Consider the following 25,721-nt stretch of genomic DNA (forward strand, 5'->3'; position numbering starts at 1 on the left):
CTGAAGAAAACAATGGACATGAACCCGACCCCTCCCTCCCTGCCCGAAGTCCGCCGCGCCCTGGCGCGCTCCATCGGCCTGGCCGCCTTTGTCTACGGCTATCCGCTGATAGAGACCTACCGCACCTGCCGCCTGCAGACCGATGCCGGCGCCGCGCGCGCTACCGGTCTGAGTGTGGGTCTGGGCCTGGACATGCGCGGCGACTTCGACACGCTGCACCACAGCCAGCGCCCCTCCACCCATGAGGACCGCGACGTGGTCACGCCCGCCAACGACCTGCTGTACTCGCTGGCCTGGATCCACCTGGCCGACGGCCCGCGCCTGCTGACCGTGCCCTCCAGCGCCGCACATCCGGGCCGCTATTTCGTGCTGGCCCTGTACGACGCCTATACCGAGAATTTCGAGAACCTGGGACCGCGCAACTGCGCGCCCGAAGGCGAGACCGTGGTCCTGGTCGGGCCGGGCGGCCAGGTGCCGGAACACCTGGCCGGCCACCGCCTGGTGCACTGCCCCAGCAACCTGGTCTGGCTGATAGGCCGGACCGTGGTGGGCGATGCGCCCGACTGGCCTGCAGCCCGCGCACTGCAGGCCGACATCCGGCTGGAGCCCGCGCCAGGCACGCCGAAAGGAGGCCGCCCGGCCGCCGTCGCGAACTGGGTCGGCCCGCCCGTGGACGCCATGGCGGCCGCCTTCGAGAACCAGGAGCCTGCGGCCGAGGTCGCGCCGCGATTTTTTGCCAACCTCTGCCATGCGCTGGCCGAGGCGCCTGGCCGCAAGGAGGACCAGGGGCTGCTGTCCTGGTTCGGCCAGGCCGGCCTGGTGGCCAGCGCCCACATGGCGTGGGAGCAGCTGGAGGAGCCCGTGCGCGAAGGCCTGACCGAGGGCTTTGCCGACGGCGTGCGCACCGTGGCCGCCATGGGGCGCAACCGCCGTCCCCGGCCCTGGACCATGACGCCGTCCACCGGCCGCTACGGCAGCGAGTACCTGGGCCGCGCACGCACCGCCTACCTGGGCCTGGGGGCGCTGGCCACCAGCGAGGCCATCTACGCCGCCGCCCACCACGACGCAGGCCTGCAGCCGCTGGACGGCAGCCAGCGCTATGTGCTGCGCTTCAATGCCGCCGACATGCCGCCGGCCGATGCCTTCTGGTCCGTCACCCTGTATGACGCCGACCGCTTTCTCTACGGCAACGAGATCGGCCGCCACTCCATCGGCGACCGCACGCCGGGCTTGCTGCGCGAGGCCGACGGCAGCCTGCAGATCGACCTGGGCCATGCCCGACCGGCACAGGGCGCCGCCAACTGGCTGCCCACGCCGCACGGGCGCTTCTACCTCATCCTGCGCATGTACCACCCGCAGGCAGGCGCGCACCAATGGCCTGTTCCGCCCCTGCAGCCCGTGGCCGCATGAGACACGCCATGGACCTGAGCGCCCTGGCCGAAGAGGCCGTCATCCACACCTGCCCGCTGTACGAGATGCGCCGCATGCGCGCGGCCACCTCGCCCCGGCGCAATGCGGCGGGCGAGGCCGCGCCCGCACCGCTGCGCTGGTGCAACCAGTTCGTGCATGCGCGCCAGCTGCTGCGCGCCGGCACCAGCCGCGTGGTCACGCCCAACAACGACACGCTCTACACCAACGCCTGGCTGGACCTGGGCGCCGGGCCGCTGGTGATCGACGTGCCCGACACGGCCGGCCGCTACTACGTGCTGGGCCTGCTGGACTTCTTCACCAACCCCTTCGCCCACCTGGGCCAGCGCCTGACGGGCACGGCGGCGCGCTCCTTCCTGGTCACGCCGCCCGGCTGGCAGGGGGCGCTGCCGCCACCGTTCGATGCGCCCGGCGCACACATTGCCGCGCCCACGCCCTGGCTGTGGGTGATAGGCCGCATCCTGGTCGATGGCGAGCATGACCTGCCCGCCGTGCACGCGCTGCAGGACGGCTTTGCGGTGCGCCCGCTGGCCGACTGGCAGGCGGGCACGTCCTCGCAGGCCCGCGCCTTCGACCCGGACTGCGACCCCCAGGCCCCGCCAAATGCCGAGCACTATGCAGCCCAGGTGAATGCCGCGCTGCGCGACAACCCGCCACCAGAGGAACACACCGCACGGGTCGCGCGCTTTGCGGCCGTGGGCCTGGGCGCCGGGCTGGGCGCACCCGATGCGCAACAGCAAGCCGCACTGCAGCGCGCCCTGGACAGCGTGCTGCCCCGGCTGCGCGCGGCCAGCACGGGCCGGCGCCTGGACTCGGGCTGGGAACTCCCCGCCCTGGTCGAAGGCAGTTTTGGCGACAACTTCCAGGCCCGCGCCGAAATTGCGCTCAAGTACATCGGCATGCTGGAAAGCCGCGAGGCCATCTACCCGCTGGCCTGGCATGACGCCCGGGGCCGGCCCCTGCATGGCAGCCGCCGTTACCGGCTGCGCTTTGCACCGGGCGCGCTGCCGCCCGTGCAGGCCTTCTGGTCCCTGACCCTCTACGGCGCCCACGACTGCATGCTGGTGGACAACCCCATCGACCGCCATGCGATCGGCGACCGCACGCCGGGCCTGCGCCCCGACGCTGATGGCTACGGCGATGGCGATGGCGATGGCGGGTTGACTATCCACATCAGCCACGCGCCACCGGCCAGCGAAGACCACCGCTCCAACTGGCTGCCCGCGCCGCGCGAAGGCTTCTACCTGTGCCTGCGCGCCTACATGCCCCAGCCCGAACTGCTGGACGGCCGCTATGCCCTGCCCCCCATCGAACCAGAACAGGAGACCCCATGAACGCCAGAGACGACGACAAGCCCTTCTTGCTGGTGGGCACCGGCAGCGAAACCGTGGCGCCGGGCCTGCACATACTGCGCGGCCAGGGCCAGTCCTTCGTGGCCGAGACCGACGTGGGCCTGGTGGTGATCGACGCCGGCCCCGGCGGCAAGGTCAGCCAGGACATGATCGCCAGCCTGCGCCAGCTCAGCGACGCGCCCGTGCATGCGCTGTGCTATAGCCACGGCCACATCGGCTACAACGCGGGCGTGCCCGCCTGGCTGGAGCATGCGGCCGAGCGCGGAGAGCCAGTGCCGCGCCTGATCGCCCACCGCAACCTGCCGCGCCGCCAGGCACGCTACCGCGAGACCCGGGCGCTGCAGCACCGCATGGCCGAGATCCAGTTCAACCGCAGCGCGGGCTTTTTCGAGCACCGGCTGGACATGCACGAGCCCACCGAAACCTTCGACACACGGCTGGAGATAGGCAGCGGGGACAGCCGCATCGAGCTGTTCTGGGCGCCGTCCGAGACCGACGACGCCATCGCGCTGTGGAGCCCCAGCCAGCGCGTGCTGTACGGCGGCGCGGCGCTGCTGGACTCCATCCCGAACATCGGCACGCCCTTTCGCACGCTGCGCGACACCGTGCGCTGGGCCGACACGCTGCTGGCCATGGCCGCGCTGCGCCCGCTCAAGGCCGTGCGCGAGTTCGGCCCCGTGATCGAGGGCGAGCAGGCCGTGCAGCAGGTGCTGCTGCACACCGCACAGGCGCTGCGCTGGCTGCGCGCCGAAGTCGTGCGCCTGATGAACGAGGGCCTGAACGAGCAGCAGGTGCTCGCGGCCATGGACTATCCGCAGGAACTGTTCGGCGTGGAGTGGATGAAGCCCACCTATGGCGACCCCAGCTACATCGTGCGCGACATCTACCGTTCGGAAAACGGCTGGTGGGACCGCAACCCGACCACGCTGCACCCGGCCCCGCCCGAAGCCGCAAGCGCCGCCATTGCCGATGCCATCACCGACAAGCCCGGCCTGGTGGCCAGCGCCCAGGCGCTGGCAGACGCGGGCCAGTGGCAGCTGGCCCTGCATGTGATCGACGTGCTGGCCACGGCAGATGGCGACGCGCCCGAGATCGCCCAGGCCCGGCGCCTGAAGGCCGCCTGGCTGCGCGAGCGTGCGCGCGAGGTGGACAGCTATGTCTCGCGCAACCTCTACCGCGTGGGGGCCGACATGATCGAGCAGGGCCGGCAGGCGCGCCTGGGGCTGCGCTGACGGGGCCGCGCACAGGCAAGGCGACACAAGGCGACACAAGGAGACAAGTGCATGAAGACGATGAAGAAGCACGGCATGGCCTGGGCCCTGCTGCTGGCCATGGCCTGTACAGGCCACGCCCAGCCGGCACAGGATGCCGGCAACTACCCCGCCCGCCCCGTCACGCTGATCGTGCCCACGGCCGCCGCCGGCGGCACGGACACCATCGCGCGGGTGTTTGCCGAAGGCCTGACCCGGCTGCTCAGGCAACCCTTCGTGGTGGACAACCGGCCCGGCGCCAACGGCCTTGTCGGCGTGGAGCAGGCCGCGCGCAGTGCGCCGGACGGCTACCGGCTGCTGTTCACCTACACGGCGTCCATGGCCGTGAACCCCAGCCTCTACCGCAAGGTTCCGTATGACCCGATCAAGGACTTCGCCCCCATTGCGCAGATAGGCCGCGCGGGCAATCTGCTGCTGGTCTCGCGCGAGCTGCCCGTGCACACCCTCAAGGAGTTCGTGGCCTATGCACGCGCACGGCCCGGCCAGCTCAGCTACTGCTCCTGGGGCCAGGGCTCGGGCGGGCACCTGACCATGGAATTCCTGCTCAAGCAGGCCGGCCTGCAAATGCAGCATGTGCCCTACAAGGGCAGCAGCCCCTGCGTGCAGGGGCTGCTGGGCGGACAGGTGCAGGCCGCGTTTGCGGACACCTCGTCCACCGTGGAGCTGGTGCGTGCGGGCCGCGTGCGCGCCATCGCGCACAGCGGCGACAAGCGCATTCCCAGCCAGCCGGACCTGCCCAGCCTGACCGAGGCGGGCTACCCGTTCCACAACTATTCCTGGTACGGCCTGTTCGCGCCGGCCAGGACGCCGCAGCCCATCGTGGACAAGCTCAACGCCGCCATCAACCAGCTGCTGCAGGACCCGGCCACGGCCGGCAAGCTGGCCGAGCTCAACCTGACCGACCTGCCCCGGACCACGCCCGCGCAATTCGCCGACACGCTGCGCCAGGATCTGGCGGACTGGGGGCGGCTGGTGCGCGAGGTGGGCGTGCAGCTGGACTGAGCCGCAGGCCCTCGGAGGGCCAGGCTCACTCGGCGACGATATGCGCCTTGCGCACCACCTCGCCGAAGAGCTTCAGGCGCTCGGCCATCATCTTCTCGAAGGCGGCGGGGCTCATCTCCTCGGGGGCGACCACGCCGCGCTCCTTGAGGCTGGCCACCATGGCCGGCGCCGTGGCCGCCTGGCGGATGGCCTTGTACAGCGTCTGGACGATGGCGTCGGGCGTGCCCGCAGGCGCAGCGATGCCGGTCCAGGAACTCATGTTGAGCTGGGGATAGCCGACCTCGGCCATGGTGGGCACGTCGGGCAGCATGGGCAGGCGCTGCTCGGAGGCCACGACCAGGGCGCGCACCTTGCCCGACTGCACGTGGGGCAGCATGAAGACCAGGTTGTCGAGGATGAACTGCACCTCGTTGCCGATGGCCGCCGTGACCAGCGGCGAGCCGCCGCGATAGGGGATGTGCGTGGCGAAGATGCCCGTGGCGGCCTTGAGCATTTCCACATTGAGCTGGCCCATGCTGCCGATGCCGGCGCTGCCGTAGTTGACCTGGCCGGGACGCTTTTTCACGTACTCGATGAACTCCTGGAAGTTCTTCACGGGCAGGCTGGAATGCACCATCAGCGCATTGGGCTGGCGTCCCAGGATCGCGATGTTCTCGAAGTCCTTGATGGGGTCGTAGCCGATCTTGGGCTGGGTCAGCGGATTGGCCAGGTGGCTGCTCTGCGAGGACACGACCAGGGTGTAGCCATCGGGCTTGGCGCGCGACACGTACTGCGTGGCCACCGAGCCGCCGGCACCAGGCCGGTTCTCCACCACGATGGGCGCGCCCAGGATGCGCGACAGGGGCTCGGCGTACTGGCGGCCCATGATGTCCACCGAGCCGCCGGGCGGAAACGGCACGACCAGCGTGATCGGGCGCGAGGGGTACTTGTCATCGGCGCGCGCGGCCAGCGGCGCCAGCGCGGACAGGCCCGCCAGGCCAAGGCCTGCGCCCAGCAGCTTGCGGCGGGTGGGGAGGGATGCGTTCACGGACAGGTTTTTCATGGGTATCAGCGGAGTCAAGGATGGTCGAAGATGGCGAGGGCCACGGCCTGGGCGCGCGGCACGAAGGTGGCCAGCTCGCAGTACTCGCGCTCGGTATGGGGATGGCCGCCCACGGGGCCGGTGGCGCACAGCGTGGGCACGCCCACCGAGGCGGTGAGGCCGCTGTCGGCCGCACCGCCCGTGAACTCGCCCTGCACATCAAAGCCCAGCGACTGCGCGCCGCGACGGTACAACTGCAGCAGCGCATCAGGCGTGGGCGCCATGGGCAGGGTGCGGCGCACGGCGGTGACGCGGCCCTGGGTGCGGGGCACGGATTCTTCCTCCACGATGGCGCGGATGCGCTCCATCAGCGCATCGGGATCGGTCTGGGCCGTGTAGCGCACATCGAGCTCGGCCTTGGCGTGGGGCGCCACCATGTTCGGCACGATGCCGCCCTGCAGCACGCCCACATTGGTGGTGGTGCCCGTGGCGGGATCGGTCAGCGCATGCAGGGCCAGCAGCTTGCGCGCCATGGCTTCCAGCGCGCTGGCGCCGGCCGCGTGGTTGATGCCCGCATGGGCGGCCACGCCCTGCACCTCGAACTCCACGGCCATCGATCCCTTGCGGCTGGTCACCAGGTTGCCGCTGGCGCGGCCCGGCTCGGCATTGAAGACGGCGCGCGCACCGCGCACCGTGTCCATGATGGTCTGGCGCGTGGCCGGCGAGCCGATCTCCTCGTCGCACGAGAAGAACAGCTTGAGCGGCGCGCCCAGGCCGCCGCAGCGCGCAAAGGCCTCGGCCACGAAGACGTTGAGCACCAGGCCCGATTTCATATCGGCCACGCCGGGACCGTAGGCCCGGCCGTCTTCCACGCGGAAGGGGCGGCGCGCCACGGTGCCGGCCGGAAAGACGGTGTCCATGTGGCCCATCAGATAGATGGGAGCGCCCTCGCCGGGCCCGGACACGTCGGCATGCAGCAGCACGCCGTAGCCGGGCACGTCCTCGAAGCGCACGGCCACGCCGGCCGCCTCCAGCCGCTCGCGCAGGGCCTGGGCCACGGCCAGGATGCCGGCTTCATCGCGGCTGCCGCTGTCGATATCGACAATCCTGTGCAACAGGTCTTGCATGGCCTGCTGCTGGCCGCCCAGCCAGTCCAGCAGTCTCGCGCGCTGCTGCACGCGGCTTTGTTCGAGGGTATCGTGCATGGTGGAATCTCCAGAGTGCATGCAGTGTTGCACGCGACCCCCTATTTTGCAATACACATTGCATATACAAGAAAAACATGAAATCACCATTGCAAAAAGCCGCGCTGCTGCTGCCGCAGCGCCTGGCGCAGCAGGGCGCGGACCTGACGGCCAGCGAGCAGACGCTGGCCCAGACCCTGGGCAGCGACTACCCGCATGCGCTGCTGGAATCGGCCACCGCCCTGGCAGCGCGCACAGGCACCAGCGCCTCGACCGTGGTGCGCCTGTTCGCCAAGCTCGGCTATGCCAGCTATGCCGAGGCCCAGCGCGAGGCGCGCGGCGAGGTGACGGCGCTGCTGCAGACGGCCGCCCAGCGCGCGCCCGTGCTGCTGGGCGCGCAGCGCAGCCTGAGCGAGTGCGTGGACGATGCGCTGCTGCACGACCAGCACAACATCCAGGCCACGCGCGAAGGGCTGGACATGGCGGCCTTCGAGGCCATGGCCCGCAAGCTTGCGCAGGACGAGGGCCGCGTGTTCGTGCTGGCCCAGCTCAACAGCTCGCCGGTCTCCGCCTGGCTGGCCCTGCACCTGAACATGTGCCGCCCCGGCGTGCAGCAGCTGGACGCGGGCGCCATCGCGCCGACCGACCAATTGCTTTGGATAGGCCCTGCGGACACGCTGCTGGCCTTCAGCGTGAGCCAGTATTCACGCGGCACCTACGAGGTGGCGCAGCGATTTTCGGAAGCCGGCGCCCGGGTGCTGGCCATCACCGACAGCCCCACGGCCCCCCTGGCCACCGTGGCCCACCACTGGCTGCAGGTGCGCACGGCCAATGCCTCGCCCTTCCACTCCTACACGGCCGCCTTCTACCTGTGCAATGCCCTGGTCTCGGCCGTGGCCCAGTTGCGCCACAAGGACGTGTCCGAGGCGCTGGCCCGGCGCGATGGCCTGTGGCGGGAGTTCAACCACCAGTTGATCAAGGCCGAGCCGCGCACGGGCGCTGCCCGCGCCAGAACCAGGAAAGCCTAGGCCGGGCCAAAGAAAAGAAAAAAGGGCGCCGAAGCGCCCTTTCCCTGCAATGCCCCGTGGGGGCCGAGCCTGCTCAGTGCTGCAGGATCTTGTTGAGGAATTCCTTGGTCCGGGGCTGGCGCGCTTCCGGGTTGCCGAAGAATTCGTCCTTGGAGCAGTCCTCCAGGATCTTGCCGCCCACGTCCATGAAGATCACGCGGCTGGCCACCTTGCGTGCGAAGCCCATTTCGTGGGTCACGCACATCATGGTCATGCCTTCGTTGGCCAGGCCGATCATCACGTCCAGCACTTCACCGACCATTTCGGGGTCCAGCGCGGAGGTGGGTTCGTCGAACAGCATCACGATGGGGTCCATGGACAGCGCGCGCGCAATGGCCACGCGCTGCTGCTGGCCGCCCGACAGCTGGCCCGGGAACTTGTCCTTGTGCGCCGTCAGGCCCACGCGGTCCAGCATCTTCAGGCCGCGCTTCTTGGCATCGTCCGGGCTGCGACCCAGCACCTTGATCTGGGCGATGGTCAGGTTCTCGGTCACCGACAGGTGCGGGAACAGCTCGAAGTGCTGGAACACCATGCCCACGCGGCTGCGCAGCTGGGGCAGGTTGGTCTTGGGATCGTGCACGGCCACGCCGTCCACGAAGATCTCGCCCTTCTGGAAGGGCTCCAGCGCGTTGATGGTCTTGATCAGCGTGGACTTGCCCGAGCCCGAAGGGCCGCAGACCACCACGACCTCACCCTTCTGGATGTTGGTGGAGCAGTCGGTCAGCACCTGGAAGCTGCCGTACCACTTGGAAACGTTCTTGAGTTCAATCATTGGTTCACTCCGACTCGTGTCAGTTGTCCATCGCCGCGCCGACAAGGGGCGCGGTCATGGGGGCGGGACGGCCAGCAAGGGCCGCCCCGCAGCCAAGGCCGTCGTCCCCCTTGAAGGGGGAAGGCGCGAAGCGACTCAGGGGGTGGTGTGTCATCGAATGATGGCAATCTTTTTGTGCAGGCGCTTGACTGCCCACGAGAGCGAGTAGCACAGCACGAAGTAGGTCACGCCAGCGGCCAGATAGGATTCGATGGGACGGCCATAGTTCTTGCCCGCCACTTCGAAGCCCTTGAGCATGTCGTAGGCACCGATGGCATAGACCAGCGAGGTGTCCTGGAACAGGATGATGGTCTGTGTCAGCAGCACGGGCAGCATGTTGCGGAAGGCCTGCGGCAGCACCACGAGGCGCATGTTCTGCCCATAGGTCATGCCCATGGCCTGGCCCGCGGAGACCTGGCCGCGCGGGATGGACTGGATGCCCGCGCGCATGATCTCGCTGAAGTAGGCCGCCTCGAAGGCGATGAAGGTGATGATGGCCGAGACCTCGGCGCCGATGGGCCGACCGATGATCAGCGGCATCAGCAGGAAGAACCACAGGATCACCATCACCAGCGGCACGGAGCGCATGCCGTTGACGTAGAGCGTGGCGGGCACATCAAGCCACTTCTTGCCGGACAGGCGCATCAGCGCCAGCACGGTGCCGAAGAGCACGCCGCCGATGGTGGCGATGACGGTCAGCGTCAGGCTGAAGTACAGGCCCTTCAGCACGAAGTTGCTGAACAGGTCCCAGGTGAAGAACGACCAGTCGATTTGCAGGTTCATGTCAGTGTCCTCCGCCGCTGGCAGCGATCAGACCCGGGACGCGCGAACGCTTCTCGATGAAGGCCATGATGCGGTTGATGGCAAAGGCGGAAATCACATACAGGCCGGTGACGGCCAGATAGATCTCGATGCCGCGCGAAGTCTCTTCCTGCGCCTGCATGGCGAACATGGTCAGCTCGGCCACGGACACGGCGAAGGCCACGGACGAGTTCTTGAACACGTTCATGGTCTCGCTGGTCAGCGGCGGGATGATGATGCGGAACGCCATGGGCAGCAGCACGTAGCGGTAGTACTGGAACGTGGTGAAACCCATCGCCATGCCCGCATAGCGCTGGCCGCGCGGCAGCGCCTGGATGCCCGAACGCACCTGCTCGGCGATACGCGCCGAGGTGAAGAAACCCAGTGCCAGCACCACGAGCACGAAGCCCGGCAGCGACTTCAACGCAGGAACAAAGGACGGCACCACGTGGTACCACATGAAGATGTGGACCAGCAGCGGAATATTGCGAAACAGCTCCACCCAGGCATTGCCCAGCCGCACGATCCACGGCCGGCCTTCCAAAGTGCGCAGCGTGCCGATCAGCGATCCGACGACCAGTGCGATCACCAGCGACAGCAGCGACACGGAAATGGTCCAGCCCCAGGCCGACAGCATCCAGTCCAGGTAGGTGATATCGCCGTTCTTGCCGAAGCAGCTTTGACCGACCTCTTGGGTAATGGTGTCCTGGCAGAACACCTGCCAATCCCAACTCATAGGAGCACCCCTTCATTCAAAACACGAAATGCGTGCCGGCAGAAAACCGGCGACGCAACAAAAAACGCCCCTTCCAACCGCATGGCAGAAGGGGCGGCATTCAGCTGGTGCTTACTTGACTTCGTACGACTCCATGGGCTTGTCGTTGGGGTGGGCCCATGCGTCCTTGGTGGCGTCGGACAGCGGCAGGCCGACCTTCACGTTGGCCGGGGGAATCGGCTGCATGAACCACTTGTCATAGAGCTTGGCCAGCGAGCCGTCGGCGATCTGGCGCTTGATGGAATCGTCCACGGCCTTCTTGAAGGCGGGGTCGTCCTTGCGCAGCATGCAGGCGATGGGTTCGACCGACAGGGTTTCGCCGACGATCTTGTAGTCGGCAGGTGCCTTGGACTTGGAGATGTTGGCGGCCAGGATGGAGCCGTCCATGATGAAGGCGTCGGCACGGCCGGTTTCCAGCATCAGGAAGCTGTCCGCGTGGTCCTTGCCCATGACTTCCTTGAAGGTCAGGCCGTCGGCGCGCTTGTTCTTGCGCAGGGTCTGCACCGAGGTCGTGCCCGTCGTCGTGACGATGGTCTTGCCGTTCAGGTCCTTGATGCCGGTGATGCCGGAGTTGCCCTTGACGGCGATGCGCACTTCTTCCACGTAGGTGGTCACGGCAAAGGCCACATCCTTCTGGCGGGCCTGGCTGTTGGTGGTGGAGCCGCACTCGATGTCCACGGTGCCGTTGGTCACCAGGGGGATACGGTTTTGCGAGGTGACGGGCTGGTACTTGATGTCCAGCTTGGCCAGGCCCAGCTGCTTCTGGATGTCGGCCAGCACGCGCTCGCCCATCTCGGTATGGAAGCCCACGTACTTGCCATTGCCCAGCGTGTAGCCCAGGCCGGAGGATTCACGCACGCCCAGCGTCACGGCGCCGGAGGACTTGATCTTGGCCAGGGTGTCGCCAGCCTGCGCGAAAGCGCTGCCTGCAGCCAGGGCGGTCACGGCGATGGCCAACAAATGCTTTTTCATACGGGTCTCCTGAGATGAGAACGAAAACGGTCTTGATGAGAACGGTCGAGTCGCCTTGTGGGCTGGCTCGAACTATCAACGATGTGACACATATTGTGCAATCACGCACGGTGCCGGAGCACCGACACGTGCTAGGGCTTTCCAGCACGTCAGCCGGATTCAGGCAAGCAACTGCCGTGCCATGGCACGCGTTTCCTGCCCGATCCAGCGCACCTGCGGTCCTGCACACGGCGTGGTTGCTGTGCGCGCACTCTAATGCCAGGGCCGGTGGCACAGCCAATGCCGTTTGCAAAAGCCCTTATGCGTGCAATGCATAATAGGTGTTTACCCTAGGCATAACCCGTGCACCAAGTCGGGCTCTTGCCGGGCACCCGCTTGCACCAACGTGCAGCAAAAAGGGGCTGCGAGAGCCCCTTTTTTTCCTCATGCGTGCCGCCTGGCGCGTCAGCCGATGGTCTCGCCCTGCTCCAGCAGGAAGTTCCACAGCGCGCCGGCCACGCCCTGGGGCGCATCCTTGCTGGCGGGTTTTTCACGGTAGGCGCGCACTTCCATGTCCATGCGGAAACCGCTGTCGCCCGCAGGCGCGGCGCTGACCAGTCGCCCGGCCTCCAGCTCGTTGCGCACAGCGCTGAACGGCAAAAAGGCGACGCCATGGCCTTCCAGCGCCATGGCCTTGAGGCCTTCGGCCATGTCGGTCTCGTAGACGCGTTCCAGGTGCACGGCCTCGGCGGCTTCCTTGAGGATGAGCTCCGTCACCCGGCCCAGGTAGGCACCGGGCGCATAGCCCAGATAGGGCAGCGGCTGGCCCTGGCGGCCCGGCAGCTGGTGCAGCGGCAGGCCGTCGGCGTCGGGCTTGGCGTAGGGGGCGAGCACCTCGTGGCCCAGGCTGACCATCTCGTAGCGCGCCGGGTCAAGCTGGAAGGGCTGGGACGGATGGAAGTAGGCGATCAGCAGGTCGCAGCCGCCCTCCACCAGGCGCATCACGGCGTCGTGCACGTTGAGCGCGAATAGCCGGCTGCGGAAGGGCCCGAACTTGGCCTGCACGCTGGAGACCCAGTTCGGGAAGAAGGTGAAGGCCAGCGTATGCGGCACCGCAAACCCCACCATGCCTTTGCCCGCGCTGACATGGGCACGCAGCATGGTGCGCGTGCTCTGCAGCGACTGCAGCATCTCCAGCGCCTGGTCGTACATGGTCTTGCCGGCCGGCGTGAGCCGGGTCGGGTAGGAGCTGCGGTCCACGAGGTCGGTGCCGGCCCAGGCTTCGAGCGCCTGGATGCGGCGCGAGAACGCGGGTTGCGTCACATGGCGCAGTTGGGCCGAGCGGCTGAAACTGCGTGTTTCAGCCAGGCTGACGAAATCTTCTAGCCATTTGGTTTCCATGGCCGCCATTATCCGCTGTGATGGAAGGCACCCCCTCTCTGTCCGGGAGGGGGACGGCACCTTCGGTGCGGGGCGGCCCTTCCTCGGCGCCTCCACGCGGGGGCGTGCCCGTATCAACGTCCAGCATGGGCCGCCACACTGAGGAAACCGCCATCTGATGCGGCGCTCGTATGCGCACATAATGGCGCTTCGCCGCATTTACCCAATGTGACATTTTTCCCTCACGGCCCCCGGCACACGACGCCGAGGAAGCTCAGTGACTGCATCTGCCCCGCCATGTGTAATTTTCTGACTCCCCGCGTCCATGTCATCCCCTCCCACCGAAAACGGCGCCGCTGAGACGCCCTCGCAGCCGGACGAGCCGCGTTCGCTGCGCATCGAGGACTGGCTCACCGTGGTGATCATGGCCCTGCTGGCCCTGATCACCTTCGCCAATGTGCTGGTGCGCTACTTCACCTCCTCCTCCTTCGCCTGGACCGAGGAAATCTCGGTCTTCCTGATGATCCTGCTGGCCATGGTTGCGGGCTCGGCGGCCGTGGCGCGCAACGCCCATATCCGCATCGAGTACTTCGCCGAAGGCGGCAGCGCCCTGCGCAGGAAGCGCCTGGCACGCTTCGGCACGCTGATGGTGGCCCTGCTGTTCGCCGTGATCGCCGCCTTGAGCGTGCGCGTGGTCTGGGACGACTACCGGTTCGAGGAAACCTCGCCCGGCATCGGCGTGCCGCAGTGGTGGTATTCGATGTGGCTGCCCATCTGCTCGGCACTGATCACGCTGCGCGCGCTGCAACTGTTCCAGCGCCAGGGGCGCCCCGGCGCCTTCGTGGACGAGGAGAAGGCGCCATGATCGCGACCCTGCTCTTCATCGCCTTCCTGGGCCTGATGTTCCTGGGCGTGCCCATCGGCGCGGCCCTGGGCCTGGCGGGTGCCGCCGCCATCGCGCTGGCCAGCCCCGACACGCAGTGGTACGGCCTGCTGGCCGTGCCGCAGAACTTCTATGCGGGCCTGGGCAAGTACCCGCTGCTGGCGATTCCGATGTTCGTGCTCGTGGGCTCGATCTTCGATCGCTCGGGCGTGGCGCTGCGCCTGGTGAACTTCGCCGTGGCCATCGTGGGCCGCGGCCCCGGCATGCTGCCCCTGGTGGCGATTGCCGTGGCCATGTTCCTGGGCGGCATCTCGGGCTCGGGTCCGGCCAATGCCGCCGCCGTGGGCGGCGTGATGATCGCGGCCATGAGCCGCGCCGGCTATCCCGGCAGCTTCTCGGCCAGCGTGGTGGGCGCGGCTGCGGCCACCGACATCCTGATCCCGCCGTCCGTGGCCTTCATCATCTACTCGGTGCTGGTGCCCGGCGCCTCGGTGCCGGCGCTGTTTGCGGCCGGCATGATCCCCGGCATCCTGGCCGGCGTGGCGCTGATCATTCCCGCCGTGTGGATGTCGCGCAAGCACAAGATGGGTGCGCTGGAATCGTCCATGCCGCGCCCGCCGTTCTGGCGCAGCCTGCGCGAGGCCTCCTGGGGCCTGGCCGCTCCGGTGCTGATCCTGGGCGGCATGCGCGCCGGCTGGTTCACCCCCACCGAGGCCGCCGTGGTGGCCGTGTTCTACGGCCTGTTCGTGGGCATGGTGATCCACCGCACCATCACGCTGCGCGACCTCTACCCCATCCTGCGCGAGGCCGGCGAGCTGTCGGCCGTGATCCTGCTGGTGGTATCGCTGGCCGGCATCTTCGCGTTCTCGCTGTCCACGCTGGGCGTGATCGATCCGGTGGCCAAGGCCATCGTGGACTCGGGCCTGGGCGAGTACGGCGTGATGGCGCTGCTGATCCTGCTGCTGATCACCGTGGGCATGTTCCTGGACGGCATCTCCATCTTCCTGATCTTCGTGCCGCTGCTGCTGCCGATCATGCAGCACTACAACTGGGACCCGGTGTGGTTCGGCGTCATCCTCACGCTCAAGGTGGCGCTGGGCCAGTTCACGCCGCCGCTGGCCGTGAACCTGATGGTGTCCTGCCGCATCGCGGGCGTGCGCATGGAGTCCACCGTGCGCTGGGTCGGCCCCATGCTGCTGGCCATGTTCCTGGTGATGATCGCCGTGATCGCCTTCCCGCAGCTGGCCCTGTGGCTGCCCGCCCGTCTGGGTTATTGAGCACCCCCTGAGCCGCTACGCAGCTTCCCCCTCTCTCGCTGCGCGGGAGGGGGACGACACCCTCGCTGCGGGGCGGCCCTTGCTAGGCGTCCCTGGCTTGGGACGCGCCAGTTGCATAGACTGGCAATCGCTTTCGGTGCCATTGACTTACAAATCATTCCAATTTCACAAGGAGACCTTCGCAATGAAACTTCGCAGCTTCCTCGCCAGCGGCCTGGCCGCAGCAGCGGCCCTGGCCCTGTCTTCTGCGCCCCTGATGGCCCATGCCCAGGCCAAGTACAAGAGCGAGTACCGCATGTCGCTGGTGCTGGGCACGGCCTTTCCCTGGGGCAAGGGCGGCGAGATCTGGGCCAACAAGGTGCGCGAGCGCACCAACGGCCGCATCAACATCAAGCTCTACCCGGGCGTGTCCCTGATCCAGGGCGACCAGACGCGCGAATTCAGCGCGCTGCGCCAGGGCGTGATCGACATGGCCGTGGGCTCCACGCTGAACTGGTCGCCCCAGATCAAGGAGCTGAACCTGTTCGCCCTGCCCTTCCTCATGCCCGACTATGCGGCCGCCGATGCGCTCACGCATGGCGAGCCCGGCAAGCGCCTGTTCCAGCGCCTGGAAAAGGCCGGCGTGGTGCCGCTGGCCTGGGGCGAGAACGGCTACCGCGAGATCAGCAACTCCAAGCACGCCATCAAGACCCCTGCCGACCTCAAGGGCCTGAAGATCCGCGTCGTGGGCTCGCCGCTGTTCCTGGATACCTTCACCGCGCTGGGCGCCAACCCCACGCAGATGAGCTGGGCCGATGCCCAGCCCGCCATGGCCAGCGGCGCCGTGGACGGCCAGGAAAACCCCGTCTCGGTCTACATGGCCGCCAAGCTGCAGTCCGTGGGACAGAAGCATCTGACGCTGTGGGGCTACATCAACGATCCGCTGATCTTCGTGGTCAACAAGGACATCTGGGCCACCTGGACCAAGGAAGACCAGGACATCGTGCGCCAGGCCGCCGTGGACGCGGCCAAGGAGCAGATCGTGATCGCACGCAAGGGCATGATCGAGGCCGACAAGCCCCTGCTCAAGGACCTGGCCGCCAATGGCGTGACCGTGACCCAGCTCACGCCGGCCGAGCGCGAAGCCTTCGTCAAGGCCACGCGCCCCGTCTACGACAAGTGGAAGCAGCAGGTCGGCGCCGACCTGGTGGATGTGGCGGAGAAAGCCATTGCCGCGCGAACTCGTTAGAATGCTATCGGTTGATCGCACACTCCGGTAGAAGCAAAAGGCCCCGCTCTGCGGGGCCTTTTTTTTCGCCATGACCCGTCCTGACCTGGGTTGACACCTTTTCCTCTCAGAAAAGGCAAGTCAATGGAATCAAGGGTCAAACGCACGCAGCGGGACTACACGCTGGCTTTTAAGCTGTCGGTGGTCGATCAGGTGGAAAAAGGCGATCTCACGTACAAACAGGCCCAGGAGCGCTACGGCATCCAGGGCCGTTCGACCGTGTTGGTGTGGCTGCGCAAGCATGGTCGCCAAAACTGGAGTTCGGCATCATCCGGGCTTGCCATGCCAGTACCGATCAAGAAGCCCTCATCTGCACCTGCTGCACCGCTGACTCCCGAGCAGAAGATCAAGGCCCTCGAAGTCCAGCTTCGCGAAGCCAACGAGAAGGCCCAACTGTTCGAGGCGGTGATCGATGTCCTGAAGAAGGACTACGGGGTGCGCATCGTAAAAAAGCCTTTGGGCAAGTCCTCTCGCAAAAGCTCCTCCCGGGGCTGAGCGTGGCGAGGGCTTGCCGCCATTGGGGCGTCAGCCGCCAAGCCTACTACCAGCAGTTGCAGCATCAGCAGCAACGCTGTGCGCGTGCCGACACCGTGATCGAGCTCGTTCGCGACGTGCGCCTGCGTCAGCCCCGGTTGGGCGCGCGCAAGCTGCACCATCTGCTCGCGCAGCCGCTGCAGCACGCCGGCGCGAGCCTGGGGCGCGATGCGTTGCTGGACGTGCTGCGCGAGGCGCGCATGCTGGTGGCGCCGAAGCGGGCGTATCACAAAACCACCGACAGCCATCATCGGTTTCGACGCCATCCCAACTTGCTCAAGGAGGGGCCGCATCAAGTCCGAGCGACTGCCAGCGAGCAGGTGTGGGTGGCCGACATCACGTACTTGCCCACCGACCAGGGGTTCGTCTATCTCAGCCTGGTCACTGATGCGTGGTCGCGCAAGATCGTGGGCCATCATGTGCACGACAGCCTGCACACCGGGCAGGTCAGCCGGGCGCTGAAGGTGGCGCTCAACGGCCGCCAGACGCAGCAAATGCTGGTGCATCACTCGGACAGGGGCATCCAGTACTGCTCGAATGACTATCAGGAGATTCATCGGCGCCACGGCATTGCCTGTTCGATGACTGACGGCTACGACTGCTATCAGAACGCGCTGGCCGAGCGCGTCAACGGGATCTTGAAGATGGAGTTCCTGCTGCATCGGCCTGCCGATCTGGCCCAGGCCAGCCGGATGGTCCAGCAGGCCGTGCAGATCTACAACCAGGAAAGACCGCACCTGTCCCTAAAATTGAAAACGCCCGATGAGGTTCATCGGGCGTCTCTGGCCGGCTGGATTACGCCGGATCGGTGTCCTTCATAGGTGTCAACCTATGGCAGGACGGGTCACCATCCTGCTGCGCAGGAACGGCCTGGGCCTCCGGCACGCCATCAACGAACGCCATGCCCCCATGATGGCCTCGGCGAATGGGACAGCCTCTATGAGGCAGCAGCGCCGGCGCCCTGCACGCCACCCAGCAACATGTCTGTCCCCATCTCGCACAGCAGCTCCTCCAGTGCGCCCGAGGCAATCAGCGGCGAGGCCTCCAGCGAGGCGAAGCGCACCGTGCCCAGCACGGCCCGCGTGGCCACGTAAAGGCGCGCATAGGACAGCGAGGGGCCACCCCAGCGCTGCAGGTGGGCGGCCATGCGCTCGGCGGTCTCGCGCATGGACAGGGCAATGCGCTCGTCACCATCCTGCCGCCAGGCAAAGCGCGCCAGCTTGCGCCGCGCAGGCGTGCGACCCGCAAAGCCCTCGACGATGCAGGCGACCACGCCGCGCGCCACGGCCTCGCGCGGCAGGCCCTGTTCCGACGCCTGCTCCAGCCAGGCCTCGATGGCCGCGACGGCCGCACGGCGCTGGCCATCGACAATGGCGCGGAAGACGGCCTGCTTGTCGGGGAAGTACTGGTAGAGCGTGCCGATGGAGACGCCTGCGCGCTCGGCAATGCGGTTGGTGGTGAGCGCGGCTTCGCCCTCCTTGACCAGAATCTGAGCCGTTGCCTGGAGAATGGCTGCGAGCGTGCGCTGCCCGCGCGCCTGCACGGGCTGCCTTCTTCTCTGGGATTCAGCGGTGTGGGGGGTATTGGAGGTCATGCGGAAGAACCTGAGCACAAGGCGAGTTTTCGGCCCGGAGTTTAAGCACTACAGTGACCGGCCATTGCAGCAAATCCCAAGGAATACACCATGAAGAAGCATCAGCACACCGGCGCATGGGAAGCCCTGCCGTGAAGGGCGTGCAACTGCTGGCCCTGGCCGCTGCCCTGTTCGACACGGCGGCCGCGCTGGCCCACTTCGCCTGCATCGTCTGGGGGGGACGTGGACTGCGGCTCATGGGTGCCGGCGAGCGCATGGCGCGCATGGCCGAGGCCGGGCACTGGTATCCGCCGCTGGTGTCGGCGGCCATCGGCGTGGTGCTGTCGCTGCTGGCGGGGTATGGGCTGGCAGGCGCGGGCCTGCTGGGTCCCCTGCCCTTCATGCGCCCGGTGCTGGCCGGGGCCGGCCTGGTGCTGGTGGCGCGGGCCATGGCCTTTCCGTGGCTGAAACCACGCTTTCCGGACAACAGCGACCGCTTCTGGCACGTGTCCTCCGCCATCTGCCTGGTCATGGGACTGCTGCACCTGGCAGCAGTTGCCGGGATGGCACAGGGCTGAATCCGGCCTCAGGCCGTGACCGGCGAGACCAGCGGGCGGCCTTCCAGGTGGCAGCGCATGTTGGCGATGAAGCGGTCCACCGAGGCCTGCACGGCTTCGGGCGACCAGCCGCCGACATGGGGCGTGAGCACCACGGCGTCCAGGTCCAGCAGTTCGGCCGGTGGCGCAGGTTCGCTTTCGTAGACATCGAGGCCCGCGCCGGCCAGCCGGCCTTCGCGCACGGCGGCGGCCAGGGCGGCGGTATCGACCACGCTGCCGCGCGCGATGTTGACCAGGTGGCCCTGCGGGCCCAGCGCGTCCAGCACCCGGGCATTGACGAGGTGGCGCGTGCCGGGGCCGCCCGGCGTGGCGACCAGCAGCACATCGGCCCATTGCGCCAGCGACAGCAGGTCGCCGAAGTAGCGGTGGGGCAGCTCGCTGCGCTGGCTGCGGTTGTGGTATCCGATCTCCATCTCGAAGCCCAGCGCGCGCTGGGCGATCTTGGCGCCGATGGCGCCCATGCCCAGGATGCCCAGGCGCTTGTGCGAGACGTTGGGCGGCAGCGCCAGCGCAGTACGCCAGACGCCGTCGCGCGTGGCACGGTCCAGCCGCACCAGGCCGCGCATCGAGGCGATCAGCAGGCCCATGGCGTGGTCGGCCACGCAGTCGTCATTGGTGCCCGCGCCATTGCCCACGGCAATGCCATGGGCCTGCGCATGGGCAACGTCGATGTTCTCGTAGCCCGCGCCCAGCGCACAGACCAGCGTGAGGGCGGGCATGCGCAGCATCTGCGCGGCCGACAGGCCGATGGAGCCTATGGTCAGCACGGCCTGCACGCGCGCGCCGTGCTCGGCGATGACTGCCTCGCACTGGCTGGCGTCGGGCGCGTAGAGCACCTCGAAGGAGGGAAAGGCCTGGGCCATCTGGCGCAGATGGCCTTCGGTATTGAAGTTCAGGACAAGCAGGGCAGGTTGCATGGCGAAAGAGCGGCGCCCGCTGCCGCGGGGAAATCAGCGGCTTCAACGGGCTGTGGGCAAGGGGAAACCCATTGTCCACCCGCCAGGGGCCCTGCGCGGTGCCGCCCTACAGGTCCAGCACCAGCCGGGCGGATTTAGCGCGCGAGCAGCAGGGCAGGAACTGGTCGCAGGCGGCCTGTTCGTCTTCGGTCAGGTACATGTCGCGGTGCTCGGGCTCGCCCGAGAGCACACGCGTGAGGCAGGTGCCGCACACGCCCTGCTCGCACGAGGTCTGCACCTCCACGCCGATGCCGGCCAGCGCCTGGACGACGGTCTGCTCGGGCGCCACGCGCACCACCTGGCCGGTGCTGGCGATCTCGATCTCGAACCCGGCATCGCCTTCGCGCTGCACGGCCTCGCCTGCAAAGAATTCGTAGTGCAGGCTGTCCTCGCTCCAGCCCGACGTGCGTGCCAGGCCCAGCGCCGCGTCCATGAAGCCGCGTGGGCCGCAGACATACAGGTGCAGGCCCGCCTGCGGGGCGCCGAGCAGCTGCGCCATGTCGAGCGCGCCCTCGCCATCCACATGCAGGTGCACGCGGTCGGCCCAGGGCATGGACTGCAGCAGGGCCGTGAAGGCCATGCGCTCGCGCGAACGCGCGCAGTAGTGCAGTTCGAAGTCGGCATCCTCGCGCGCCAGCTGGCGCGCCATGGCCAGCACGGGCGTGATGCCTATGCCGCCGGCCAGCAGCAGATGCCGCGCAGGGCCGCCCGCATGCAGCGCGAAGTGGTTGCGCGGCGCGCCAATGGCGATCTGCTGGCCTTCCTGCACCTGTTCGTGCACGGCGGCAGAGCCGCCGCGCGAGGCGGCTTCGCGCAGCACGCCGACCACGTAGCGGCCCGTGTCCTGCGGGTCGTTGCACAGCGAGTACTGGCGCACCAGCCCGCCGGGCAGGTGCAGGTCGATGTGCGAGCCGGCCGTGAAGGCGGGCAGGCTCTGGCCGTCCAGCGGCACGAGTTCAAGGCTGCAGATGTCCTGCGCCTCGGCGCATTTGCGCGCGACGCGCACCTGGAGGATGGGGTTGGCTTGCATGGGAATAACGCGGAAAGGAAGGGGCTCGGAAGATCAGGCCGCCGCCAGCGCACGGGCGCTGGCCTCGCGCAGCCGGCTGATCACTCGGCGCGCGCGGTTGGGGCCCGCGTCCACGTGGATGTCGATGACGGGGCGCGCGCCAAAGCGCTGCTGGTTGCGGAACTGGGCCTCGATGACGACCTTGTCCTCCTCGAAGGTGGCGGCCGTCTGGTCGATCACCAGGCGCGTGGTGTCCTGCATGTCCGGATGGGGGTTGGTGGCGATGGTCCAGAAATAGTGGGCCGAATGCTCGGTCTCCGGCGTCACGCCGTGAAAGCCCCGCATGTGAAAGCCCTCGCGCTGCGGATCGTCGAGCTGGCCGCTGCCTGCATCCATGGCGCCGGTCCAGATGCGCACATGCGAGGGGTGGAACTCCACCTCCTGCCAGCGGTCGATGCGTCCGGCGAAGGGCCAGGCCGCCGCATAGGTGGGCGGCGGGTCGGAGTCGGGCATCCAGCGCAGCACGGTGACGCTGTCGCCCTCCTGGCGCACCTTGAGCTCGGCATTCATATGGATGCCGGCATTGCCGCCAATGGTCTTGAGGTGCACATAGCCCAGGTGGCTGAGGTCCAGCAGGTTGTCGTGGATGAGCTGGTAGGGCGCGTCGTAGTGGTAGACATCGCCGCCGAAGCGGTAGCGCGCATCGCCGTGCACGGGATAGGCGGGCGGCTCCTGCGCGGGCACGGAATCGGGCGCGGCGCCCATCCAGATCCAGAGGATCTGGTCACGCTCGCGCAGGTCGAAGGACTTGACGCAGGCCTTGGGCGGTATGCGCTGCTGGCCCGGAATCTCCAGGCACTGCCCGGCGCGGTCGAACAGCAGGCCGTGGTAGCCGCAGCGCAGGCCGCGAGGCTCCACCGTGCCGCAGGACAGCGGCAGCTCGCGGTGGCAGCAGCGGTCTTCCAGCGCGGCGACACTGCCATCGGGCGTGCGGAACAGCACGACGGGCCGGCCCAGCAGGGTGCGCGCCAGCGGCGCGTCCTGCAGCTCCCAGGCAAAGCCGGCGACATACCACTGGTCCAGCGGGAAGGCGGGCGTGGAGGAGGGTGTGGGGGCTGGCGTGGAGGCAGGTGCAATGGTGGTGCATTCGGTCATGGGGTTCTCCTTCTTGTCTGCAAGTCGCGCTCAATGCGCCGACAGCGTGCGGCCCGTGGCTGCGGGCGAGCCGGCTTCGGGCCCTTGCAGCCGGTGCAGCGACACGATGCAGGCCGCGAACACGAAGGCCGCGCCATAACCCACGTACAGCTGGCTGGCCGACCAGGAGGCGTCGAGCAGCGAGCCCGCGACCATGGGCGAGACGATGGCGCCGATGCGCCCTATGCCTATGCCCCAGCCCACGCCGGTCACGCGCACCTCGCCGCCATAGACCATGGGCGCGATGGCATAGAGCCCCGCCACGCAGCCGTTGACGAAGACACCGATCAGGAAGGCCAGCGCATAGGACAGCAGCAGCGAGCCCGGATTGCTCACGATGAAGCACAGCAGCACGGCCGTGGCCAGCATGAAGCCGGCCAGTGCGCGGTGCACGGGATAGCGCGCCGCCAGCAGCCCCAGCAAGGTGGCGCCCAGGATGCCGCCCAGGCTCAGCAGCACGCCGCCGGTCACGCCCTGCTCGGGCGTGAGGCCCGAGGCGGCCAGCAGCTTGGGCGTCCAGCTCATCACGAAGTAAAAGCCGAACATCACCGCGAAGAAGGACAGCCAGACCAGCAGCGTGGGCCGGCGCAGGCCCGGCGCAAACAGCTGCAGCGGGCCACGCCGCGCAGGCCCCGCCGCTGAGGGCGCGGCAGGCGGCAGCGCCGCCAGCGTGGGCAGGCCCAGGCGGACCACCAGGGCATTGAGCCGCTGCAGCGCGCCGGCCGGGCGCCGCGCCAGCAGGAAATCCATGGACTCTGGCAGGCGCCACCAGGCCAGGACCAGCACGCCCAGCGTCACGCAGCCGCCGAACAGGAAGACCGCGCGCCAGTCATGCCGGCCCAGCAGCCAGACCGCGATGGAGCCGCCGATGCTGGCGCCCAGCGCGTAGCCCGTGGACTGAAGGGTGACGGCCAGGCTGCGCCAGCGCTGCGAGGCGTACTCGCTGGCGATCACGTTGCTGCAGGCCAGGATGCCGCCCACGCCCAGGCCCGTGAGCACGCGCAGCGCCGCAAGCTCGATGGCGCTGTGGCTGAAGGCCGAGCCCAGCATGCCCACGCCCGAGAGGGCCAGGCAGGCCAGGATCAGCGGCCGGCGGCCCAGCCGGTCGGCCCAGGGCGCGATCAGCAGCGATCCGCCCGCCATGCCGAACAGGCCCGCGCTGAGCAGAAAGCCCAGCTGGGCGCCGCTGAGCTGCCAGTGCGCCGACACGGCCGAGGCCGTGAAGGCCATGACCAGCACATCGAAGCCGTCGATCATGTTGAGCACCATGCACAGGGCTATGACCGACCACTGGAAGCGTGTCATGGGCCGCTGGTCCACGCTGGCGCGCAGATCGGCGCTCATGGCTGCAGCCCCCACGCAAAGGGGATGGAAGATGCGGCGGCGCGGGGCCGCTGCAAGCGAGGGGCAAGCAGGCAGGCAGTCATCGTGGGTCTCCTTGGGGTGGAAGCTCTGGCCGAGCTTTCTTGTGTTTTCAGCCGCTTTCGGCCGTTCTCAGTCGTTCATTACGTATGCTGAACGTGATTCAGTTTACTGAATGATGATGTGCGTCAAATACCGGGTTTCCCCCGATCAGGGTCGGCGCGCCATGCGCGCAGCCGGCAGGCCGCCCTCAGTCGGCGGACGATGTTTCCGTGGATTCGCGCACGTCGTGCAGCTGCACGAACTTGCGCAGCAGGCGCTTGAACTCGGCCTGCTCTTGGGGTTCGAGCGCGGCCAGCATGCGCTCGTGCAGTTCGTGGACATTGGGCACGAAGCCGGCCAGCATGGTCTCGCCCTCGGCCGTGAGCGTCAGGCGCCGCTGGCGCCGGGGCAGGATCTCGCGCAGCACCCAGCCCTTGGCCTCCAGGCGCGCAGCGATGTCGGCCGTGGTGGAGTTGTCCAGCGCCACCAGCCGTGCCAGCGTCACCTGGTCGATGCCCGGCTTTTCCTGGAGCATGCGCAAGATGGCGTACTGCACCGGCGTCACGTCCGGCCCCAGCACGTCGCGGAACAGCTGCGCCGCGATCTGCTGCGCGCGCCGGATCAGGTGGCCCGGCTGGTCGTAGAGGTCGATGGAAAGCGGATCGGAGGCGGAGTGGACCATCGGTGGCGGCAGGCCTTGCGGCCCTGGGGTTGAAGCCCGCCGAGGTTACCCCATCCCCGGCGCCGCCCGCGCCTGCTGGCCTGGCCATGCCGGCAGCCTCAGGCCACGGCGGCGGCAGGCTGGGCCGCTGCTGCGGCCACCGCCGCCGCCTGCTGCTCCTGCGCAATCCATTTGTCGATGACCTTGCGCGACTGCACGCCGCCCGCATCGATGTTGAGCTTGAGCAGCTTGCGGTCGGGGTGGGCGCTGAGGTTGCGCTGCTGCAGCTCCAGCATCTGCAGGTCTTCGCTGAAGATCTTGTGCTGGCCCTCACGGATGCGGTCGGTGACTTCGGCATCGCCCGGATTGAAGCGGCGCGCCATGCCCCAGAAGTACCACATGGATTCCTCGGTCTCGGGCGTGATGAAGTCCACCACCATGCTGTAGACCTTGTGCTCGTCGGGCGCGTCGTAGCCGCCGTGGCCTGCATGGGCCACGCCGACCTCGATCAGCACATGGCTGGGCGGGGTGAAGCGGCAGACCTGCCAGCGGTCCACGGGCACCTCGTCGGCCAGGCCGTTGCTGCGCAGCGCCATCTTCCAGAACGGGGGGGCGGGGATGTCGTTCATGAAGCGGCTGGTGACGACCTCGACATCGGCGCCCTCGCCGCGCGTCTCGGTCTTGCAGGGCGTCTCGTCGATCTCGGCCTGGCCGATGGAGCTGGCGTGCACGTAGGTCTCGTGCGTCAGGTCCATGAGGTTGTCGATCATCAGCCGGTAGTCGGCCTGGATGTGGAACATGCCGCCGCCGTAGGCCCATTCGGGGTTGTCGTGCCAGGGCAGCTTCGGGATCAGGGCGGCATCGGCCAGCGCCTTGTCGCCGGGCCAGACCCAGATGAAGCCGTGGCGCTCCTCGACGGGATAGCTGCGGATCTCGGGAAAGCCGCGCACGCGCTGGCCCGGCATGGCAATAGTCTTGCCGTCGCAGCCCATCTCCAGGCCGTGGTAGCCGCAGACCAGCTTGCCCTCGCAGACAAAGCCCAGCGACAGCGGCGCGCCGCGGTGCGGGCAGAAATCCTCCACGGCGGCAACGCCGTGCTGCGCGCGGTAGAACGCAATGCGCTCGCCGCAGATGCGACGGCCCAGCGGCTTGTCCTGGATCTCGTCGGACGTGGCGGCCACGTACCAGGTGTTCTTGGGGAATGTGCTCATGGGGTCTCCTTTATGGTTGGGGTCCGCAGTCCTTGGCGCTGCGGTGGCTGGGGCACGGGCGGCCGAGGCCGCCGGCGCGTATCAAGCACGTA

Annotated in this window: 24 protein-coding genes; 10 read left to right on the plus strand and 14 right to left on the minus strand. The window is 68.0% G+C overall.

What is annotated here, in order from left to right:
* Positions 1 to 12: 12 nt before the first annotated feature.
* Genes ACFPFG_RS14120 through ACFPFG_RS14135 form a run of 4 tightly spaced genes read left to right on the plus strand, consistent with a single transcriptional unit; the run spans position 13 to position 5,053 of the window.
* Complete coding sequence (locus ACFPFG_RS14120; RefSeq protein ID WP_380107090.1) at positions 13 to 1,410, plus strand: DUF1254 domain-containing protein; 1,398 nt, start codon at positions 13 to 15, stop codon at positions 1,408 to 1,410.
* Positions 1,411 to 1,418: 8 nt separating this feature from the next.
* On the plus strand, positions 1,419 to 2,762 hold the full coding sequence (locus ACFPFG_RS14125; RefSeq protein ID WP_380107092.1) for a DUF1254 domain-containing protein: 1,344 nt from the start codon (positions 1,419 to 1,421) through the stop codon (positions 2,760 to 2,762).
* Entirely contained in the window at positions 2,759 to 4,012 is a 1,254-nt protein-coding gene (locus ACFPFG_RS14130) for an alkyl sulfatase dimerization domain-containing protein (protein WP_380107094.1), read from the plus strand. Before ACFPFG_RS14125 ends, ACFPFG_RS14130 begins: the two co-directional genes overlap by 4 nt.
* Positions 4,013 to 4,063: 51 nt before the next feature.
* Positions 4,064 to 5,053 carry a Bug family tripartite tricarboxylate transporter substrate binding protein gene (locus ACFPFG_RS14135; RefSeq protein ID WP_312371376.1) on the plus strand — a complete coding sequence of 330 codons (990 nt, stop codon included), beginning with the start codon at positions 4,064 to 4,066 and terminating at the stop codon, positions 5,051 to 5,053.
* Positions 5,054 to 5,078: 25 nt separating this feature from the next.
* On the opposite strand, the gene ACFPFG_RS14140 is transcribed toward ACFPFG_RS14135, so the two are convergent.
* Both ACFPFG_RS14140 and ACFPFG_RS14145 read right to left on the minus strand, forming a co-directional pair.
* On the minus strand, positions 5,079 to 6,095 hold the full coding sequence (locus ACFPFG_RS14140) for a Bug family tripartite tricarboxylate transporter substrate binding protein (protein ID WP_183021473.1): 1,017 nt from the start codon (positions 6,093 to 6,095) through the stop codon (positions 5,079 to 5,081).
* A 14-nt stretch (positions 6,096 to 6,109) separates the two neighbouring features.
* Positions 6,110 to 7,279 carry a M20 family metallopeptidase gene (locus ACFPFG_RS14145; protein ID WP_183021472.1) on the minus strand — a complete coding sequence of 390 codons (1,170 nt, stop codon included), beginning with the start codon at positions 7,277 to 7,279 and terminating at the stop codon, positions 6,110 to 6,112.
* A gap of 77 nt (positions 7,280 to 7,356) precedes the next feature.
* Between ACFPFG_RS14145 and ACFPFG_RS14150 the strand changes: the two genes are divergently transcribed.
* Complete coding sequence (locus tag ACFPFG_RS14150; protein ID WP_197953307.1) at positions 7,357 to 8,286, plus strand: MurR/RpiR family transcriptional regulator; 930 nt, start codon at positions 7,357 to 7,359, stop codon at positions 8,284 to 8,286.
* 73 nt (positions 8,287 to 8,359) lie between these two features.
* Here ACFPFG_RS14150 and ACFPFG_RS14155 read toward each other — a convergent pair whose 3' ends face one another.
* From ACFPFG_RS14155 to ACFPFG_RS14175, 5 genes are all read right to left on the minus strand, one after another.
* Entirely contained in the window at positions 8,360 to 9,097 is a 738-nt protein-coding gene (locus tag ACFPFG_RS14155) for an amino acid ABC transporter ATP-binding protein (protein WP_012203297.1), read from the minus strand.
* Between the two features lie 150 nt (positions 9,098 to 9,247).
* The gene (locus ACFPFG_RS14160) at positions 9,248 to 9,919 is read right to left on the minus strand and encodes an amino acid ABC transporter permease (protein WP_012203296.1); all 672 of its coding nucleotides are present in this window, start codon (positions 9,917 to 9,919) and stop codon (positions 9,248 to 9,250) included.
* A 1-nt stretch (position 9,920) separates the two neighbouring features.
* A complete protein-coding gene (locus ACFPFG_RS14165; protein WP_043819928.1) occupies positions 9,921 to 10,673 on the minus strand; it encodes an amino acid ABC transporter permease in 753 nt (250 codons plus the stop codon).
* Positions 10,674 to 10,784: 111 nt separating this feature from the next.
* Positions 10,785 to 11,684 carry a transporter substrate-binding domain-containing protein gene (locus ACFPFG_RS14170; RefSeq protein WP_183021468.1) on the minus strand — a complete coding sequence of 300 codons (900 nt, stop codon included), beginning with the start codon at positions 11,682 to 11,684 and terminating at the stop codon, positions 10,785 to 10,787.
* A gap of 444 nt (positions 11,685 to 12,128) precedes the next feature.
* The gene (locus ACFPFG_RS14175; RefSeq protein ID WP_183021467.1) at positions 12,129 to 13,064 is read right to left on the minus strand and encodes a LysR substrate-binding domain-containing protein; all 936 of its coding nucleotides are present in this window, start codon (positions 13,062 to 13,064) and stop codon (positions 12,129 to 12,131) included.
* Positions 13,065 to 13,368: 304 nt separating this feature from the next.
* On the opposite strand from ACFPFG_RS14175, the gene ACFPFG_RS14180 reads away from it, so the two are divergent.
* The 4 genes from ACFPFG_RS14180 to ACFPFG_RS14195 all read left to right on the plus strand — a co-directional run bounded on the left by ACFPFG_RS14180 (position 13,369) and on the right by ACFPFG_RS14195 (position 17,825).
* Complete coding sequence (locus ACFPFG_RS14180) at positions 13,369 to 13,908, plus strand: TRAP transporter small permease (protein ID WP_183021466.1); 540 nt, start codon at positions 13,369 to 13,371, stop codon at positions 13,906 to 13,908.
* Positions 13,905 to 15,203: a TRAP transporter large permease gene (locus ACFPFG_RS14185; RefSeq protein ID WP_012203291.1), complete on the plus strand. Its 1,299-nt coding sequence runs from the start codon at positions 13,905 to 13,907 to the stop codon at positions 15,201 to 15,203. Before ACFPFG_RS14180 ends, ACFPFG_RS14185 begins: the two co-directional genes overlap by 4 nt.
* A gap of 184 nt (positions 15,204 to 15,387) precedes the next feature.
* Positions 15,388 to 16,431, plus strand: coding sequence for a DctP family TRAP transporter solute-binding subunit (locus tag ACFPFG_RS14190; protein WP_043819922.1), 1,044 nt, complete (start codon positions 15,388 to 15,390; stop codon positions 16,429 to 16,431).
* A 123-nt stretch (positions 16,432 to 16,554) separates the two neighbouring features.
* Positions 16,555 to 17,825 (plus strand): IS3 family transposase gene (locus tag ACFPFG_RS14195; protein ID WP_380106692.1). Its coding sequence is split into 2 segments (ribosomal slippage): positions 16,555 to 16,914 and positions 16,917 to 17,825, totalling 1,269 coding nucleotides; the frame shifts between segments, so codons are not numbered across the junction.
* A gap of 116 nt (positions 17,826 to 17,941) precedes the next feature.
* On the opposite strand, the gene ACFPFG_RS14200 is transcribed toward ACFPFG_RS14195, so the two are convergent.
* The gene (locus ACFPFG_RS14200) at positions 17,942 to 18,598 is read right to left on the minus strand and encodes a TetR/AcrR family transcriptional regulator (protein ID WP_183020212.1); all 657 of its coding nucleotides are present in this window, start codon (positions 18,596 to 18,598) and stop codon (positions 17,942 to 17,944) included.
* Between the two features lie 116 nt (positions 18,599 to 18,714).
* Between ACFPFG_RS14200 and ACFPFG_RS14205 the strand changes: the two genes are divergently transcribed.
* Positions 18,715 to 19,155, plus strand: coding sequence for a hypothetical protein (locus ACFPFG_RS14205; protein WP_220808724.1), 441 nt, complete (start codon positions 18,715 to 18,717; stop codon positions 19,153 to 19,155).
* A gap of 8 nt (positions 19,156 to 19,163) precedes the next feature.
* Here ACFPFG_RS14205 and ACFPFG_RS14210 read toward each other — a convergent pair whose 3' ends face one another.
* The 6 genes from ACFPFG_RS14210 to ACFPFG_RS14235 all read right to left on the minus strand — a co-directional run bounded on the left by ACFPFG_RS14210 (position 19,164) and on the right by ACFPFG_RS14235 (position 25,629).
* Positions 19,164 to 20,111, minus strand: coding sequence for a 2-hydroxyacid dehydrogenase (locus tag ACFPFG_RS14210; protein WP_183020211.1), 948 nt, complete (start codon positions 20,109 to 20,111; stop codon positions 19,164 to 19,166).
* Positions 20,112 to 20,217: 106 nt separating this feature from the next.
* Complete coding sequence (locus ACFPFG_RS14215; protein ID WP_374622490.1) at positions 20,218 to 21,180, minus strand: PDR/VanB family oxidoreductase; 963 nt, start codon at positions 21,178 to 21,180, stop codon at positions 20,218 to 20,220.
* 33 nt (positions 21,181 to 21,213) lie between these two features.
* Complete coding sequence (locus ACFPFG_RS14220) at positions 21,214 to 22,314, minus strand: aromatic ring-hydroxylating dioxygenase subunit alpha (protein ID WP_197953315.1); 1,101 nt, start codon at positions 22,312 to 22,314, stop codon at positions 21,214 to 21,216.
* A 30-nt stretch (positions 22,315 to 22,344) separates the two neighbouring features.
* Entirely contained in the window at positions 22,345 to 23,697 is a 1,353-nt protein-coding gene (locus tag ACFPFG_RS14225) for an MFS transporter (RefSeq protein ID WP_197953317.1), read from the minus strand.
* 268 nt (positions 23,698 to 23,965) lie between these two features.
* Positions 23,966 to 24,439, minus strand: a complete 474-nt coding sequence (locus tag ACFPFG_RS14230) for a MarR family winged helix-turn-helix transcriptional regulator (RefSeq protein WP_047326188.1) — start codon at positions 24,437 to 24,439, stop codon at positions 23,966 to 23,968.
* A gap of 98 nt (positions 24,440 to 24,537) precedes the next feature.
* Positions 24,538 to 25,629: an aromatic ring-hydroxylating oxygenase subunit alpha gene (locus tag ACFPFG_RS14235; RefSeq protein WP_013804187.1), complete on the minus strand. Its 1,092-nt coding sequence runs from the start codon at positions 25,627 to 25,629 to the stop codon at positions 24,538 to 24,540.
* Between the last annotated feature and the right edge of the window lie 92 nt (positions 25,630 to 25,721).

Origin of the sequence: Delftia deserti (assembly GCF_042653485.1) — a bacterium.
Lineage (GTDB): Bacteria > Pseudomonadota > Gammaproteobacteria > Burkholderiales > Burkholderiaceae_C > Comamonas > Comamonas acidovorans.